Genomic DNA, 16,309 nt, shown 5'->3' on the forward strand with positions numbered 1-16,309 from the left:
CTTATCGCGAAAGCCCGGCGTTGACAACGTCGTGCAGCGCGCCGAGATCACCGCCGAGTTCTTCGACCGTCTGACGCACCACCGCGACGTCTCTGCCGATGAAGCCCCCCACTGCGTCGTTGAACGCCGCGGCGGATCCGGCGCGCGCGATGAGGCTTAGTGCGCGGCTGCCGGCGCTGCCGTGGGTCAGCGCTTCGAGCAACGCGGGTTCGGCGACGCCCAGCAGCCCGCCCAACCGCGCGGCCTCGGCGGCGAGGCCGATCTGCGCGGCGAACAGCGCGTTGTTGATGAGCTTCACCAACCGCCCCGCGCCGGGAGGGCCGATGTGCAGGACCGGGTCGCCGTAGGCGCATAGCACCGGGCGGGCCCTGGCCACCGCCGCGTCGCGACCACCCAGAAACACCGTGACCTCGCCCGCGGCGATGTCGTGTGGGCCGCCACTGACCGGCGCGTCGACGACCTCGACGCCGCGAACGCCGACCGCCTCCACCGTGCGTGGGCTGCCCGTCGTATGGATGACGAGCACCGCGTGCGGCGGCATTGCCTCGGTGAGGCCGTCCTCCAGACATACCTGCCGCACCTGCTCGTCGGTGAACACGCAGACGATGACGACGTCGGCAGCCTCGGCGACCGCTTCGACGGCGGTCACCGGCTGTGCGCCCAATATCGCCACGGCGTCACGCTTTTCGGGTGTGCGGCCGAGCACCCGAACGTCATGTCCGGCCTGCACGAGGCGCGCCACCATGGGACCACCCATGCGGCCCGCGCCGATGAAGCCGACGCGCGTCATCGCGGATGGTTCATCGCGTTCAGCGCGGCGTCGGCCGCAGCAAACACCACACCCTCCGGGGCGCCGGCTGCCTCGGCGATGCTCGCCGCGTGCCGGACGTCTTTGCGCAGCAACGCCCCGGCAAGCGATTCGAGCTGCTCCAGTGTTCCGCCGAAGACGGCGATGCTGCCCACCGCCTTGCTGGTGGCCGACCCGCGGGTGAGCACTTCGCACAGCCTGTCACGGGGGATGCCGAGGAACTCGCCGAGCGTCAGCGTGGAACTGGCGGCGCCGAGATTGGCGCTGAACAAGAGGTTGTTCAGGATCTTGGCGACCTGGCCGCTGCCCAGCGGGCCGAGATGCACGACCGGGTCGGCGTAGGTCGCGAACACCGGTCGGGACCGTTGCACAGCGTCCTCATCACCGCCGACCATCACCAGCAGGGTGCCCTCCTCTGCGGCCGGTCCGCCGCCGCTCACCGGGGCATCGACGACCGAAACACCTTGCTGCGCCGCCGCTTCGCCGATTTCGGCGCAGGTGTCGGGATGCACGGTGCTGTGGATTGCGATGATCCCACCGGATGGCAGCCCGGCCAGCACGCCCGTATCTCCGTTGACCACCTCTCTGACGTCGTCGTCGCCGACGACACAAAGGCAGACGATGTCGCTGGCGGCGGCGAGCTCGGCGGGGGATTGCGCCGTTTTCGCTCCCGTGTCGGCGAACGGTTCAAGTGTGGCGGGCCTACGCGCCCACAGCGTCAGCTCGTAACCGCCCTCGGCGATCCGCCGCGCCATCGGGGCGCCCTGGCTGCCCAGTCCGATGAAACCGACGCGCATCAACCCGCCTCCCGTTCCGTCTCGGTCGTGCATTTGTCGATGAAGCCCAGCACCCGCCGGTGATACTCGCCTGCGCTCCAGCCGACGCTGAGATTGTGTCCGCTGTCCGGCATTTGGTTGACCACGACCCGCGGCGACGACGTGAACAACGCGGCGATGGCCGCGGTCGCCTCGGGCGTCGTCTCCCAGACGCGTTCGTGTTCGGCCACGCTGAACTCGACGGGCACCCGCACCCGGCCTGCAATGTCGGGGAAGTCGCGACGCGGCCAGTTCGCGGTGACGTCGGCCTCGTAGGGGGCGCCCGGCGCCGACAGGCCACCCGTCAGCACCTCGGGCGGGTAGAGGTCGGTGGGTTCCCATAGCAGGTCGCGCAGCCCCGCGGGACGCGACGTCGCGGTGGCCTGGCTGATGATCGCCTTGGCTTCCTCGCTGTAGCGTCGGCCGGTGCCCGACACCTCCAGCCCGAGTACGTCGGCGGCCCGCTCATCGATCGCCATGCGCAGCCCCAGCTCGCAGCCCGCCGAGTGGGCGAGCAGGAAAAGCCCAGCCCCCCAGGAACTCTCACCGACGATCCGCTCCACAGCGCCCAACGCGAAACCGACCCGCCGGGCCGGGTCTGCCATCTGGTCGTGGTAGAACGCCGACGCGCCATAACCGGGCCGGTCCAACGCGATCGCGGTGTAACCGCCTGCCGCCGCCGACCTCAGCAGCGACAGTTCGGGATGCGCCGGACAATCGAAATACGCTGCGGACGTGGCACCGCCGTGGATCGCGACGACGACCGCTTTCGGCTCCGGCACAGACGCGACCAACGCCGACATCGGCACGCCGTCGACCAGAACGACGCGTGGGCGGGGCGCGATGCTACTCAGAGCTATTCGTCCGTCCGCAGCAGAATCGCCCCGCTCGGCGTCAAGCCGCCACTGCTGACGACCCCGACACGGGCACCGGCGACCTGACGCTCACCCGCGTCGCCGCGCAACTGGACTACGGCCTCGTGCATCAGACCCATGCCATGCGTGCGTCCATGCGACAACTGGCCGCCGTGGGTGTTCAGCGGGATGACGCCGTCGCGGGCGATCGCCTTGCCCCCGTCGAGGAAGTCCTTCGCTTCGCCGATCCCGCAGAAGCCCAGCCCCTCCAGCCAGGACAGGCAGTTGAACGTGAAACCGTCATACAGCTCAGCCACGTCGACATCGCTGGGCCGCAACGAGGTTCGCGTCCACATGTGCGCGGACTGGCCGAGCACCTGCGGCTCATGGGTCAGCGTGGTCTGGTCCCAGTCGGTGCGCTCGACGATCTGCGTGCCGACCGCCTCGAACAGCACAGGCTTGCGCGGCATGTCCTTGGCCACATCGACCGCCGACACCACCACCGCGACCGCGCCGTCGCATGGCACGTCGCAGTCATAGAGGCCGAACGGGCTGGTGATCGGCCGAGCGTTGAGGTAGTCGTCCATGGTCAGCGGGTCGCGGTAGATCGCCGTCGCATTCAACGCCGCATTGGCCCTCTGGTTCAACGCAATCCAGCCCAACGTCTCTTTGGTGGTGCCATACCGATCGAAATGGCGCTGCGCGTTCAACGCCAGCGTGTGCGCAGCCGACGTCGCCCCGAACGGCATCTGCCAGCTCGAGGTGCGCGCACCGCCTGGCGGCGCCATCTTGCCTTCCTTCATCAGCTGCTGGAAGGTGGCTTCCCACAAGGTGCGGAAGCACAGCACGTGGCGCGCCATGCCGGTGGCGATCGCCATCACGGCCGCGATCAGCGAGCCGCCGGGACCGAACGTGTCCATTCCGCCGTTGATCCACGTGGGGCGCAGACCAAGCGCACCCTCCAGCGCGCTCACCCCGCCCTCACCCATGCCCGCGATATCGAGCCCCGGATACGTTGAGAGCCCGTCGATATCGTCGAAGGTCAGCCCCGCGTCGGCGACCGCCTGCTGGCAGGCATCGATGGTCAACGAGAGCGGCGGCACCATCTGCCGCCTGCCGATCTTCGACATGCCGATACCCGTGATCGCCGCCGCATCCTCGAACTTCTCCGTGGTGAGCATCGGCGACACATGCTTGCCGAAGTCCTGCGGCGCGATCTCGTCGACGGCCTGCGGGCCGGTCTTCTTCTCGGCGGTCGGCGTGAAGACCGGCAGCCACACGGTGCCGATCTTGTCCTCCAGCTTTTCGAAGCGCACCTCGACCGTCTGCCCGAGCTCGAGCCCGTCGGGGTCGCAGTCAACGATATTCGTGGTCAAGCGAACCCGCGGGTCCTCGATGATCGCCACCTGCGCCACCACATAGGGCGGTGGCAGATCGGGGAAACCGAAGCGGTGGTTGACGGTGAAGGCGGACAGCGTGGCCTCGCCCGAGACGTCGCGAACGCCCATGTTGCGGCCCCGGCAGTACCGGCACACCGGTTGCGGCGGGTGGATCAGCGCGTCGCAGTCCTGGCATTCCTGGATCCGGAGCACGCCGTCGGCGCCCGCAGTCCAGAAAAACTCGTTCTGCGCGTTGACTTCGGGGAGGGGCCTGCTCACCGGACGAATTCCGATATCGCTTCGTTGTCGACCGTACGAGGATCGGGTTCCGGCACGTCCTGAGCTTGCGAGTGCGCGGTCCCGTCACGAGAGGGCCGGTGTCCGCCCATCTCGATGATCGCGTGCACCGGGCAGTCCAACAGCGCACGCATTACCGCGGGTTGATCCTCCGCTGGGATCGTGCCATTGCCCTCCAGCGAGGCATATCCCCAGTCGTCTAATGAAAAGTATTCCGGCGCATGCTTTGCGCACACGCCGAAGCCGTCGCATACCGTCCGGTCGAGACGAATCCTCATGCCGTCATCACCGCCTCGATCTCGTAGGGCCGCAACGCTTTGTATGTGCCGGCTCGGCACGACTCGCAGTCGTTGTTCACATGACGATCGACCACTTGCGGGAACGCCGACAACAGGCTGGCCGCCACATTCGTCGCCGCGTCCAGCGTGGCGCAGGCGCCGCGACCGCGCAGCACCACCGACCACCGTTCGAGGCGCGCCAGATCTTCCGTCGTCGCGACACCGTCACGAAGCGCTTCGGTGACCGCCGACATCGCGGCCGTGCCGTTGAAGCACGAGCCGCACTGGCCCGCGTTCTCGCGGTCGAAGTACGCCATCACCGACGCCGCGACCGCCACCGGGCAGTCCTCGGTGAGGATCGTGATGGCACCGCAGCCAAGCCCGCTGTCGAGGCGACGCAAGGATTCGTGGTCCAGCGTGATGTCGAGGACGTCGCGGTTCAGCAGGCCCGCGAAGTAGCCACCCATCAGCACCCCGCGCACCTGATCGGCTGGGACGCCGTGGAATTCGAGCAGCTCGCTGAACGCGACGCCGTGTGAAAGCTCGTACAGCGCCGGCGGGCGGCCCGCGCCGGTGATCGTCGCGAGGAACGTTCCCGGCGATGATGACGTGCCCTGCTCGCGAAACGTCTGGGCGCCGTGGCGGGCGATGAACGGGATGAGCGCGAGCGTCTCGACATTGCTGACCATGGTCGGAAGAAGCCCGACGCCTTCCTCGAACGGCCTCGGCGGCTTGTCCGTCGGCTTGGCCGGGCCACCGTTGAGGGCTCGCACCGCCGCGGTCTCCTCGCCGGCGACGTAGCCGGGATCGACCGTCCTCACCGAGATCGTCAGCCGGTCAAGCAGCTCGTTGTCGAGCGCTCCGAGTGCGGTCTCCACGGCTTCTGCGGCGGCGCGGTCGGACACATAGACATACGCCCGCTCGGCCGCCACCATTCGCGCGGCGAGGCGCAACCCGTCGAGGATCAGGTGCGGACGGTGCCTCAGCAGCCAGCGGTCTTTGATCGACGCGGGCTCGCCCTCCTCGCCGTTGGCCACGACGACGGCGCCGCCGGCCCGGCGGCCGTTGTCGCGGACCGTCTTCAGCTTCACCGCAAGCGGAAACGCCGCGCCGCCCCGGCCGAGGACGCCGGACAGGTCCACCTGAGCGAGAAGGCCGTCGACGTCCTCAACGGGCTGGTAGCCACCCGAAGCGCGGTAGTCGGAGTAGTCCTCGGCGCTCGTGCGCAGCAGCCGCGGCTCGATGCCTGGCCACGCCGCGACGGCGAGATCTGTCGTGGCGGTCATGGCATCCTTCCGCCCGCCGATAGGGTTGCGGACATGAGAACGGCGGTGGTGCGGGTCCAGGTGGACCCCGCCGGCGACCTCACACCGCAGCGGCTAGCCGAGGGCATGACGTCCCTCCGCGCGATGGCCGATTCGGCTGACTTCGAGGTGCTCGACAACAACATCGCCGCGTTGCCCGCCCACCGGCGTGAGGTCGAGCTGCTGATCACCGGCGATAACGGCGAAGAGCTCAAGGGATTCGCCGTTGAGCTGTGCTCGAAGGCGTTTGGAACCGCGCCAGTGGCCGGCGTGCTCACCTACATCAGCCGCGGCACCGACGACGACGCCCGCGGCGTGCTCGCCGGCTTCGGACTGACCGGTGAAATCACGCGTACGCCGGGAGATGACGGCTTCGACGTCGTGCAAGTAACGCTGCGCAAGGCGGATTTGGCCCGCGTTCCCGAAAGCCGTATTCACACCGCCCTGGAGGCCTCCCTCAACTGCGAAGTGCACATCAGGACCACGTGACGTCATCGCTTGTCCAGGAAGTCCAGAATCGCCGGTGCGGCCTGCACCCACGTGTCGAACATGTTGAAGCGCTTGACCTTTCCCTGCGCCCGCGCCTCACTGGCGCGCTCCCACGCGTCCTCCGGCCACGGCGGGTCGATGAGCGTGGAATCCTTGATCAGGCAGCTCACCTCCAGCGAGGTCCGCTTCGGGTGGTCGAGGTCGTTCTCGCCGCCTCGGATGATCAGCGTGGGCACCTTGATGTTGTCGAACATGTCGTCCTCGACGCCGGGGATGGTCTGACCCGGTTTGGAGACGAACGCGTTGAGCCAGCGCAGCATCAGCTTGAGGAACTCGTCGGGGTTCTGAGAGAGGATGCGGTCCCTATTGGCCGGGTTCTCGGCGATGCGCTCCTGCCATTCGCCGATCGCAGCGACACCCTTCATGCCGGTACCACGGACCGCCAGAATGCTTGGCACGACGTAGTAGGAGCCCAGCACGAATGTGCCATACACCCCGCCGACGATGTTCCACACCACCAGCTTTCGCACGATGTCCGGGTAGAGCATCGTCGTCAGCATGGAGTCGCGGGCGCCGCCCGATCCGCCCGCGAGGATGCACGGACCGATGTCGAGTCCGGTGACCAACGCATGCAGTGTCTCGGCGCGCATGTGCGATTCGCTCTGCCCGTAGAACTGGACATCGGACTTCCCGCAGTTCGGCCGGTCCCACAGAAGCACCCGATAGCCGCCCTCGACCAGCTTCTTGGCCAGCGGGCGGAGACCCTCGATGTCCTTGCTGAACCGCCCGCCGGGCGTCAGGGCAATGAAATCGCCTTCCTTGCCGAGGATTTCGTAGACGACGTTGCCGCCGTTGACCTCGAACGTCTTCTCGCCACGCTCGAGCGTGGGGCCCGACTCGGTGTTGATGGTCACGCCATCACCAGCACATCGTTGCCGACGACCCGCACAGGATAGGTGCGGATGCTCCACTCCGGCTTGACCGCGGTCGTGCCCGTGGCGAGCTCGAACCCCCATTGGTGCCACGGGCAGTAGATGTATTCGAGGTCGCGGACCATGACGGCGTCACCCGGCACTTTCTCGTCGACGACGGTTCGGCCCCGCGCCCGGCCTGAGCACAGCGGGCCGCCTTCGTGGGGACAGTAGTTGGCGATCGCATAAAACGTACCGTTGACGTTGTAGACACCGACGCCGTGACGGCCGATCGGCACCAGCTTGTGTGTCCCCGGCGGGATTTCGTCGACGGTGGCTACGACGTGCTCACGGCCCTGGGCCAGTCTTTTTGGGCCGGCCGGAGCCGGTTTTGTTTCCTCTGCCACCGTGTCAGAACACCCGAACTTGGCCCTCGAGGGCCGGGACGGTCTCTGGAAGGTGGTATGTCGCAATGCCGTTGCGGAACATCACCGCTTCACGGGCGTGCTCTGGCAGGTGCTTCACCAGCCAGCGTGGATCGTCGAACGTCCAGTGCGGGTAGTCGGAACTGAACAGCAGGATCTTCTCGCATTCCATCCACTCCAAGGCACGGGTGAGCTCCGTCTTGTCCTCCGGGTAGTCCAGCGGTTGGGTGGTGAACTTGATGTGGTCCTTGACGTACTCCGACGGCCTGCGCTTGATATCGAGCCACGATTTGCGAGCTTCGTAGATGGCGTCCATCCGCCACATCAGCGGCAGAATCCAGGTAAAGGCATGCTCCACCAACACAATTCGCAGGGTGGGGAATCGGTCGAACACCCCGTCGAAGATCAGGCTCATCACCTGGTTGGCCGCCAGCAGCGAGTAGGTGACCATGAAATCATGGTTGTAGCTGGGGAATCCGACCGGCGGCTGCGGCAGCTCTTCGTGGTGGCTGCGCGACAAATGGCAGCTGACCGTGATGTCGTGCTTGGTGGCCGCCGCCCAGATTGGGTCGTACTTCGGGTCGCCCCACGACGGGCGCGGCTCGGCCTTGATCAGGATCTGACCCATGTAGGGATGGCCGGCCCAGCGCTCGATCTCGCGCGCCGAATCCTGCGGCTCCTCGATCGCGATGCAGATCGACCCGCGCCACCGCTCATGCCAGTTGTTGTGGCTGTCGAGCCAGTGGTTGGCCTGCCAGTCGTTGAGGGCGACGTTCATCGCGTGGTTGGGCTCGCGGAAACGGGCCGGGTAGGCGGCGGGTTCGAGGATGGCGATGTCGGCGCCGGCCTCCATGATCAGCTGCTTGAACGCCAGGTCGGGATCGCTGCCCGCGAAGTTGCCGTCGGCGGGAAACGTATCCACCCGCATCGCGTATGCGTGCGCGTAGTCCGGAGCGTCGTAATAGATCTGATCGCCGATCTTGCGCGTCAGGAAGTACTTGCTGCGCCACGGCTCGGGGATGTACTGCGTCAGCTCGCCGGCCCGAGGCGTCGGGTGCACGTCGGAGTCGACGCACCGGACGGGAACGCGCTCGGCGGCGGGCTTGCGCTCGGTGGTTGACGTGATCGTTGCAGTCATCTTCATCTTCCTTAATCGAAGCCTCTAGCTATTACTGTGCGCTGACGCCGGCCCCGACGTCTATGCCGTAGAGCTCGGCGGCGTTTCGCCAGCACAGCTTGTCGCGCTGTTCGGGCGTGTAGGTGGCGGGCACGCTCAGCTTGTTGTCCTGCCAGTGCGGATAGCTGGACCCGTACATCACCATGTCCTCCTTGCCGGTGAAGCCGAGCCACTCGCCGGCGAAGTCGACGTCGCCAGGGCCGTCCATCGCACCCTCGACGAAGAACACATGGCCGGGCAGGTAGTCACTCGGCATCTTCGGCGCCCACGGCGTCTGCTCCAGGTGCGGCCGGCCGAAGCAGTCCATCCGCCAAAAGAACGGTGTCAGCATGTCGGCAGCACCGTCGGCCCACACGAACTTCAGGTCGGGCATCCTCTCGAATACCCCTTCGGCGATCATGTTCATCAGGTGGTACAGGAAGTTCAGCGCCATGAAGGACACGTACTGCTCATAGGTTCTGGTGGTGCCCGACGGCGTCGGCGAGAAGAACGTGCCCGCTCCGACCTCGATGTGTGCGGCGACGGGTAAACCGGCGTCGATGGCCGCCTCCCACAGGGGCCAGAACTGCGGTTTTCCGTAGACGTCGTGCGACTGCAACGGCACACCGATCTGCACGACGCGCGGGTGGTCCTTGTACTTCTCGATTTCCCGGAGCGCACCCGGAATGTCGTCGGGGTTCACCCGAATGGTGCCGCGGAAGCGTTCGCCGTAGGTGCTGTCGTCGAGCCAGCGCGTCACCATCATCTCGTTGTGGCCGGCGGCGATCGCCGTGCCGAGGTGGCGGTCGGGCATCATGCCGCGCGTCATCGGATGCAGGACCGCAACGTCGACACCGCGCTGGTCGAACAGGTGGCGCCCGACGATCTGCGGGTCAGAGCCCGGGTACTGGCCGTCGGGGCCCTCGGTGCTGGGCGCGTACTCGCCGCCCGGTGCGCCGTACCAGTCCATCTCGTAGTCGGGGAACCCCCGGCTGCGGTAGGGCTCGGCCATGAAGTTCTGGCGAAGGTCCTTGTTCGACTGCACGAAGATGTGCACGCTCGCGTCGATGACGGGGGTGTGGCTCCCGTCAGGATGTTGGATCACTGATGGCCTCCGATACCGGCCGGACGACGCCGGTCATAGGCCCAGTGTAAAGCCAAGTTCTTCAATGGCAAGAATTGGGTTCTCAAACGGAGCGCTTACTTCTTCGCAGGTCAGGGCCTGCGCTGGTGACACACCTACCCGTCGGGCAGCGAAACGAGGTAGTCGCTTTACGAGAACAGTTACGGCATCTAAGGAGAATGTTATTCTCGTTCGCGGAACCGAACAGGCCGGGCGATCGCACCAGGAGGCGTCGGATGCTACTCGAGTTTGATGCGGATCAGCGGCTGTGGCAGGACACGGTGCGCGACGCGGTCGGCAAGCAGTGCCCGCCGTCGCTGGTGCGGGACATCGCGGAGAACGGCGTCGACCCGGCACCGCTCTGGCAGGCCTACATCGACGCCGGCTGGACCGAGCTGACCGACCCGGAGAACGCCGTCGAGCTGGCGATCGTGCTCGAAGAGCTCGGTCGCGCCACCGACCCCACGCCGTTTCTGGCGACGCTGACGCAGTTCGCGCCGCTGGCCGGCGACCGCTTCGATCCGCAGCAGGTCGGGGCGGCGATCTATGAGGGCATCAGCGCCCACCGCGACGCCGACGGCTGGGTGCTGGACGGAACGGCGCGCCACGTCCTCGACGCCGACCGGGCCCAACAGCTCGCGGTGGTCACCGACGGCGGGGTCTTCCTCGTCGACACCGACCAAGTGAGCGTGCGGCGCAGCAAGGTCTTCGACCCCGTCCTGCACATCGCCGACGTGTCGTTCGACGGCGTGCGGCTGGCCGACGCCGAGCGCTTGCGCACCGACGCCGAAAAGGCGCGACACCTGGCGCTCACGGGAATGGCGATCACCATGGTCGGCGCGTGTCAGCGCATCATCGATCTCGCGCTCGAGCATGTGAAGCAGCGCCAGCAGTTCGGCGTCGCGATCGGGTCCTTCCAGGCCGTGCAGCACAAGGCAGTCGACATGCACGTTGCCACCGAACGCGCCCGCGCGCTGTCCTACTTTGCGGCGCTGACCATTTCGGCCGACGACCCGCGCCGACGTCTGGCCGCGGCGATGGCGAAGGCCTCGGCCGGCGAGGCGCAGGCGGTCGTGTTCCGGCACGGCCTGCAGCTGTTCGGCGCCATGGGATTCACCTGGGAGAACGATCTTCAGTTCGCCCTGAAGCGGGCCAAGGCCGGCGAGTTGCTGCTCGGCGGCGCCGCAGAACATCGCGCGATCATCGCAGAGGAATTCAGGAGTTCCGGTGCAGCTGACTTTTGATTCCGACGTCGAGGAGTTCCGCGCCGAGTTCGCGGCCTTCCTCGACGAGCACCTGCCTGCCGAAGCCGACACCTTGGAGCGGCCGCGGTCGGTGTCACACATGCCGCAGTGGGCCAGGGACTGGCAGCGGCTGTTGTTCGACAACGGCTGGCTGCTACCCGCCCAGCCGCCGGAGTTCGGCGGCCGCAACGCGACCGTGCTGCAGCAATTCGTCCATCTCGACGAGCTGTGCCGGCGCCGCATTTACCACAGCTTCAACCCCCAAGGCGTCAATATCGTTGCTGCATCGCTGATTTCGTTCGGCTCCGATGAGCAGAAGCGGCGCTGGGCGGTACCGGTGCTCAAGGCCGAACTCACCGCGTCGCTGGGCATGAGTGAGCCCAGCGCGGGCTCCGACCTCGCGTCGCTGCGCACCCGAGCCGTCCTTGACGGCGATCACTTCGTCGTCAACGGCCAGAAGGTGTGGACCTCCGGCGCGCACGATGCCGACTTCCTGCTGGCGTTCGTACGCACAGACCCGGATGCCCCGAAGCACAAGGGGATCAGCGCACTGATCATCCCGACCGACACCCCCGGTGTGGTGTGCCGGCCGTTCGCGGACATGACGGGTCAGGAGAACCTCGACTTCAACGAGGTGTTCTTCACCGACGCCCGCGTTCCCGCAGAGAACCTCGTCGGTCCCCTCAACGGCGGCTGGGGAGTGGCCAATGGATCGCTGGGGCATGAACGCACGATGATGTGGCTGGGCTTCGCCGATCGAATCGACAACATGATCGCCGATTTCCGGCCGCGAACCGCGCTGGAGCGCGACCAGTACGCCACCACGATCATGGACTATCAGGCGTTGCGGGCGATGGGCTCGGCCGCGCTGTCGCGCGCCGCGCGCGGCGAGATGGACACCGCGTCGGTGTCGGTGCTCAAACTCTTCGGTTCCGAGGCCGAGCGCCAAGCCATGGAGAACGCGTTGGCCGCCGCCGGAACCGACGGGCTCGTGCACCCCTCGACGTCGGGGCCGTATGAGCACATGAACCTCGACCATTACTTCGCAAGCTGGTTCGAGCGCTACGCCCGTAGCTTCGGCGGGACGATCGCGGGCGGGACGTCGGAGATCCAGCGCAACATCATCGCCCAGCAAGTGCTCGGCCTGCCGCGGCGCTAACCCGTGGCCGAGACGCTGCTCGTCGAACGTCCGCACGCCGGTGTTCTCGTCGTGACGCTGAACCGACCCGAACGGCTCAACGCGATCAACGACGCGCTGCGGCGCGAGCTCACCGAGACACTCGGCGCGGTCGGGGACGACATCCACGCGGTGGTGCTGACCGGTGCGGGCCGAGGCTTCTGCTCCGGTATCGACATGCGCGGCTTCGGGCCGGATGTGCCGGCTGCCGACGACCCGGCCATCGACCGGCTGCGGTTCCAGGAGACGATGGCGGCGCTGCCGCAGGCGATTCGCGACCTGCCTCAACCGGTCATTGCGGCCGTCAACGGTCCCTGTGTCGGCGGCGGATTCGCGCTATGCCTGGCCGCCGACATCCGGATCTGCTCCAGCGCAGCCACTTTCGGGAACGCCGCCATCCTGCTGGGCCTCTCCGGCGCCGAGATGGGCATGAGCTATCACCTGCCCAGGATCGTCGGAACCAGTGTCGCCGCCGACTGGATGATGACGGGTCGCACCGTCAGCGCCGAGGAGGCCGACCGCCGTGGTCTGGTCAGTGAGGTGGTGGAGGCCGACGGGCTTGTCGGGCGTGCGATCGAGATCGCCTCGACGATCGCCGAATTGTCTCCGCTCGGAGTGCAACTGACCAAGCGCGCACTACAGGTAAACACCGACGCAGCCAATCTCGACGCCGCGGTGGAGCTCGAGAACCGCAACCAGGTGCTCAGCCACGCGTCTGACGACGCGGCGGCCAGACGGCAGAAATGGGAGACGTGACCGGTCCGCTGCGCGGCGTGCGGATCGTCATGATGGGCGGGCTCGGTCCCGGGCCGTTCTGCGGAATGCTGCTCGGTGACCTGGGCGCCGACGTGGTGCGCATCGACATGCCACGCGCAGTCGACGGTGAGCTGCCGATCGACTACACCGTCCGGCGCAGCCAGCGATCCATCGCGCTGGATGTCAAAGATGATTGGGGCCGGACGGTCTTGCTGCAGTTGATCGACGACGCCGACGCCTTCGTCGAGGTTTTCCGCCCCGGCGTCGCCGAACGGCTCGGTATCGGTCCGGACGATCTGCTCGCCCGTAATCCCCGGCTGGTGTATGCGCGGATGACTGGCTACGGCCAGGACGGTCCGTACGCCGAGCGCGCCGGCCACGACATCAACTACATCGCGCTCGCGGGAGCGTTGCACGGGATCGGCCCCGCGAACGCGCCGGTACCCCCACTGAACCTGGTGGGCGACTACGGCGGTGGCGGCATGTTGCTCGCGGTCGGGTTGCTCAGCGCGATCATGGAGGCGCGGACGTCACGACAGGGCCAGGTGGTGGACGTGTCGATGGTCGACGGCGCCGCGACGCTGATGGCGCCCTACTGGGGCATGGTGGCCGCGGGCACCTGGCGAGACCAGCGGCACGCCAACGTGTTGGACGGCGCCGCCCACTATTACGGGGTCTACGAGACCGCTGACGGTGAGCACGTCGCGGTGGGCGCCATGGAGCCGCAGTTCTACGCGGAGCTGTGTCAGCGGCTGGATGTCGACGTGCCGCAGGACGAGGACGATCCGCAGGCGTGGGCCGCGCACCGCGCGGTGCTCGCGACGCGGTTCCGCGAGCGGTCACGCGCCGAGTGGGAAGCCCAGCTCGATTCGCCGGGCTGTTGTGCCACACCGGTTTTGAGCCTCGCCGAGGCGCCCCGGCACCCGCACAACGCCGCGCGAGGCACCTTCATCGAGGTCGACGGTGTCGTGCAACAGGCTCCGGCGCCGCGGTTCTCGCGGACCGTGCCCTCGACACCGGCCGGGCCGGCGCTTCCGGGCGACCACACCCGCGAGGTGCTCACCGAGCTGGGCCTGGACGACGAAGCCGTCGCGGCCCTTCTGGAATCCGGATCGGCGCGGCAGAGTAGCCGCTGAACTTCGACGAAAAGGACGACCGATGGCGTGGGACTTCTCAACCGACCTGGAGTGGGCCGAGCAGCTGGCGTGGGTCGAGCAGTTCGTGCGGTCCGAATGCGAGCCGATCGACCTGATCGTCAAGGAGTCCCACGACCTCAACGACCCCGTACGCCAGGCGCTCATCCCGCCGCTGCAGGAGATCGTCAAGGAGCGCGGGTTGTGGGCCACTCACCTGGGCCCGCACCTCGGCGGCCCCGGCTACGGCCAGGTCAAGCTGGCATTGCTCAACGAGATCCTCGGGCGGTCCGAATGCGCGCCGATAGTGTTCGGTTCGCAGGCACCGGATTCCGGCAACAGTGAGATTCTCGCCCACTACGGCACCCCGGAGCTCAAGCAGCGCTATCTCGAGCCGTTGCTGGACAACCGCATCGTGTCCTGCTTCTCGATGACCGAACCCCAGGGCGGGGCCGACCCGAAGGTGTTCACCACCACCGCCGTACAGGACGGCGACCACTGGGTGATCAACGGCGAGAAGTGGTTTTCGTCGTTTGCGTCGATGGCGTCGTTCATCATCGTGATGGCGATGACGGACCCAGACGCGCCGCCGTACGAACGCTATTCGATGTTCGTCGTGCCCGGGGACACACCGGGCATCAACGTGCTGCGTGACGTCGGGCTGGGCTACCAGCCACTCGGCGGCGGCCGCGAGGGCTATGTCCGCTACGAAAACGTTCGCGTGCCAAGCGATCACATGCTCGGTCCCCGCGGCGGAGCCTTCGTGGTCGCCCAGACGAGGTTGGGCGGCGGGCGCATCCACCACGCCATGCGCACCGTCGGCCTGGTGCGTCGCATCTTCGACATGATCTGCGAACGCGCGGTGTCGCGCTACACACAGGGTGAGATGCTCTCGAAAAAGCAACTCGTCCAGGAGATGGTCGCGGACTCGTGGATGGACATCGAGGCGTTCCGGCTGCTGACCCTGCAGACCGCGTGGAAGATCGACCAGCACAACAACTACAAGGCCGTGCGGGCTGATATTTCGGCGGTCAAGGCGATGATGCAGAAGGTGCTCCACGACGTGTCGGCGCGGGCTCTTCAGCTGCACGGCTCGCTGGGCACCACCCACGAGATGCCGTTCGTACAGTACCTGGTGGAGTCGTTCGTGCTGGGGCTCGCCGACGGGCCGACCGAGGTGCACAAGGTCACGTTGGCCCGGTTGCTGCTCAAGGACTACAAGCCGGCACCCGACGTCTTCCCTTCCGAGCACCTGCTGCGGCTGCGGGCCGCCGCCGAGGCGAAGTTCGCCGACAAGCTGGCCGGTATCGAACTCACCTGATTTTGGAGGTAGGCAGCAATGTCGATGTCGTGTGACGGCAAGGTGGCCTTGGTAACCGGAACCAGCCGGGGCCTCGGCAAGGCGATCGCGCAGCGGCTGGCACGCGAGGGCGCCACGGTGGCGCTCACCGCGCGCACCATGGAGCCGGACCCGAAATACCAAGGCTCCCTTCGGCAGACGCTCGACGAGATCGACGCCTCCGGCGGCACAGCGGTCGCGATCCAGGCCGACCTGTCCAAGGTCGAGGAACGCGAACGGCTGTTCAGCGAGGTCGTCGACCGCGTCGGCGCACCCGACATCCTGGTCAACAACGCGGCGGTCACCTTCCTGCGTCCGCTCGACGAGTTCCCTGACCGTCGGGTGCGCTTGATGATGGAAATGCACGTGCTCGCTCCGCTGCACCTGACACAGCTCGCGATTCCGGCGATGCGTGAGCGAGGCCGCGGCTGGGTGCTCAACGTGACGTCGGTCGGCGGGGATCTCCCGCCGGGCCCGCCGTTCTCCGACTTCGACCGCACCGCCGGTTTCGGGATCTACGGAACGGCTAAGGCCGCGCTCAACCGGCTGACCAAGAGCCTGGCGGCCGAACTGTACGACGACGGCATCGCCGTCAACGCCGCGGCGCCGACGAACCCGGTGGCGACGGAGGGCGCCGGCGCGCTGGATCTGGCCAAGACCGACACCGAGGACATCGAGCTGATCACCCAGACCGCGTTTTTGCTCTGCACCGGCGATCCGGCCACGCTGACCGGCCGGATCGCCCACACGCAGGAGTTTCTGCGCGAAGTCGGATCGCGCCGGAGTTAATTAAACTGCTTGATTTAACCTCATCCGGGGTG

At 67.1% G+C, this 16,309-nt stretch carries 17 protein-coding genes; 7 read left to right on the forward strand and 10 right to left on the reverse strand.

What is annotated here, in order from left to right; translation table 11 throughout:
* Window position 1: 1 nt before the first annotated feature.
* From A5651_RS07390 to A5651_RS07415, 6 genes are read right to left on the reverse strand one after another with little or no spacing between them, the layout of a single operon-like run.
* On the reverse strand, window positions 2–790 hold the full coding sequence (locus tag A5651_RS07390) for an NAD(P)-dependent oxidoreductase (RefSeq protein ID WP_066977553.1): 789 nt from the start codon (window positions 788–790) through the stop codon (window positions 2–4).
* Window positions 787–1,605, reverse strand: coding sequence for an NAD(P)-dependent oxidoreductase (locus A5651_RS07395; protein ID WP_066977724.1), 819 nt, complete (start codon window positions 1,603–1,605; stop codon window positions 787–789). The genes A5651_RS07390 and A5651_RS07395 overlap by 4 nt, the downstream gene beginning before the upstream one ends.
* On the reverse strand, window positions 1,605–2,477 hold the full coding sequence (locus A5651_RS07400; protein ID WP_369803922.1) for an alpha/beta fold hydrolase: 873 nt from the start codon (window positions 2,475–2,477) through the stop codon (window positions 1,605–1,607). The genes A5651_RS07395 and A5651_RS07400 overlap by 1 nt, the downstream gene beginning before the upstream one ends.
* A gap of 2 nt (window positions 2,478–2,479) precedes the next feature.
* Window positions 2,480–4,135 (reverse strand): OB-fold domain-containing protein, encoded by a 1,656-nt coding sequence (locus A5651_RS07405; protein ID WP_066977556.1) that lies wholly within the window; start codon window positions 4,133–4,135, stop codon window positions 2,480–2,482.
* On the reverse strand, window positions 4,132–4,431 hold the full coding sequence (locus A5651_RS07410; RefSeq protein ID WP_066977559.1) for a ferredoxin: 300 nt from the start codon (window positions 4,429–4,431) through the stop codon (window positions 4,132–4,134). The genes A5651_RS07405 and A5651_RS07410 overlap by 4 nt, the downstream gene beginning before the upstream one ends.
* Complete coding sequence (locus A5651_RS07415) at window positions 4,428–5,717, reverse strand: NADH-ubiquinone oxidoreductase-F iron-sulfur binding region domain-containing protein (RefSeq protein WP_066977562.1); 1,290 nt, start codon at window positions 5,715–5,717, stop codon at window positions 4,428–4,430. The genes A5651_RS07410 and A5651_RS07415 overlap by 4 nt, the downstream gene beginning before the upstream one ends.
* Before the next feature lie 33 nt (window positions 5,718–5,750).
* Here A5651_RS07415 and A5651_RS07420 point away from each other — a divergent pair, with 33 nt between their 5' ends.
* Window positions 5,751–6,224: a hypothetical protein gene (locus tag A5651_RS07420; protein WP_066977565.1), complete on the forward strand. Its 474-nt coding sequence runs from the start codon at window positions 5,751–5,753 to the stop codon at window positions 6,222–6,224.
* A 2-nt stretch (window positions 6,225–6,226) separates the two neighbouring features.
* On the opposite strand, the gene A5651_RS07425 is transcribed toward A5651_RS07420, so the two are convergent.
* Genes A5651_RS07425 through A5651_RS07440 form a run of 4 tightly spaced genes read right to left on the reverse strand, consistent with a single transcriptional unit; the run spans window position 6,227 to window position 9,821 of the window.
* On the reverse strand, window positions 6,227–7,138 hold the full coding sequence (locus A5651_RS07425; protein WP_066977567.1) for an alpha/beta fold hydrolase: 912 nt from the start codon (window positions 7,136–7,138) through the stop codon (window positions 6,227–6,229).
* Window positions 7,135–7,542: a Rieske 2Fe-2S domain-containing protein gene (locus tag A5651_RS07430; protein ID WP_066977570.1), complete on the reverse strand. Its 408-nt coding sequence runs from the start codon at window positions 7,540–7,542 to the stop codon at window positions 7,135–7,137. The genes A5651_RS07425 and A5651_RS07430 overlap by 4 nt, the downstream gene beginning before the upstream one ends.
* Window positions 7,543–7,546: 4 nt before the next feature.
* Window positions 7,547–8,698, reverse strand: a complete 1,152-nt coding sequence (locus tag A5651_RS07435) for an amidohydrolase family protein (protein ID WP_066977730.1) — start codon at window positions 8,696–8,698, stop codon at window positions 7,547–7,549.
* A gap of 31 nt (window positions 8,699–8,729) precedes the next feature.
* Window positions 8,730–9,821, reverse strand: a complete 1,092-nt coding sequence (locus tag A5651_RS07440; RefSeq protein ID WP_066977573.1) for an amidohydrolase family protein — start codon at window positions 9,819–9,821, stop codon at window positions 8,730–8,732.
* Between the two features lie 254 nt (window positions 9,822–10,075).
* On the opposite strand from A5651_RS07440, the gene A5651_RS07445 reads away from it, so the two are divergent.
* Genes A5651_RS07445 through A5651_RS07470 form a run of 6 tightly spaced genes read left to right on the forward strand, consistent with a single transcriptional unit; the run spans window position 10,076 to window position 16,277 of the window.
* Window positions 10,076–11,083, forward strand: a complete 1,008-nt coding sequence (locus A5651_RS07445; RefSeq protein WP_066977733.1) for an acyl-CoA dehydrogenase family protein — start codon at window positions 10,076–10,078, stop codon at window positions 11,081–11,083.
* Window positions 11,067–12,242 (forward strand): acyl-CoA dehydrogenase family protein, encoded by a 1,176-nt coding sequence (locus A5651_RS07450; RefSeq protein WP_066977576.1) that lies wholly within the window; start codon window positions 11,067–11,069, stop codon window positions 12,240–12,242. The genes A5651_RS07445 and A5651_RS07450 overlap by 17 nt, the downstream gene beginning before the upstream one ends.
* 3 nt (window positions 12,243–12,245) lie before the next feature.
* The gene (locus tag A5651_RS07455; RefSeq protein ID WP_066977578.1) at window positions 12,246–13,016 is read left to right on the forward strand and encodes an enoyl-CoA hydratase/isomerase family protein; all 771 of its coding nucleotides are present in this window, start codon (window positions 12,246–12,248) and stop codon (window positions 13,014–13,016) included.
* A complete protein-coding gene (locus tag A5651_RS07460) occupies window positions 13,013–14,152 on the forward strand; it encodes a CaiB/BaiF CoA-transferase family protein (RefSeq protein ID WP_066977736.1) in 1,140 nt (379 codons plus the stop codon). The genes A5651_RS07455 and A5651_RS07460 overlap by 4 nt, the downstream gene beginning before the upstream one ends.
* A 22-nt stretch (window positions 14,153–14,174) precedes the next feature.
* Window positions 14,175–15,470 (forward strand): acyl-CoA dehydrogenase family protein, encoded by a 1,296-nt coding sequence (locus A5651_RS07465; RefSeq protein WP_066977581.1) that lies wholly within the window; start codon window positions 14,175–14,177, stop codon window positions 15,468–15,470.
* Window positions 15,471–15,494: 24 nt separating this feature from the next.
* A complete protein-coding gene (locus tag A5651_RS07470; RefSeq protein ID WP_369803923.1) occupies window positions 15,495–16,277 on the forward strand; it encodes an SDR family NAD(P)-dependent oxidoreductase in 783 nt (260 codons plus the stop codon).
* Window positions 16,278–16,309: the final 32 nt, after the last annotated feature.

Origin of the sequence: Mycobacterium sp. 1274761.0, from assembly GCF_001668615.1 — a bacterium.
Taxonomy (GTDB): domain Bacteria; phylum Actinomycetota; class Actinomycetes; order Mycobacteriales; family Mycobacteriaceae; genus Mycobacterium.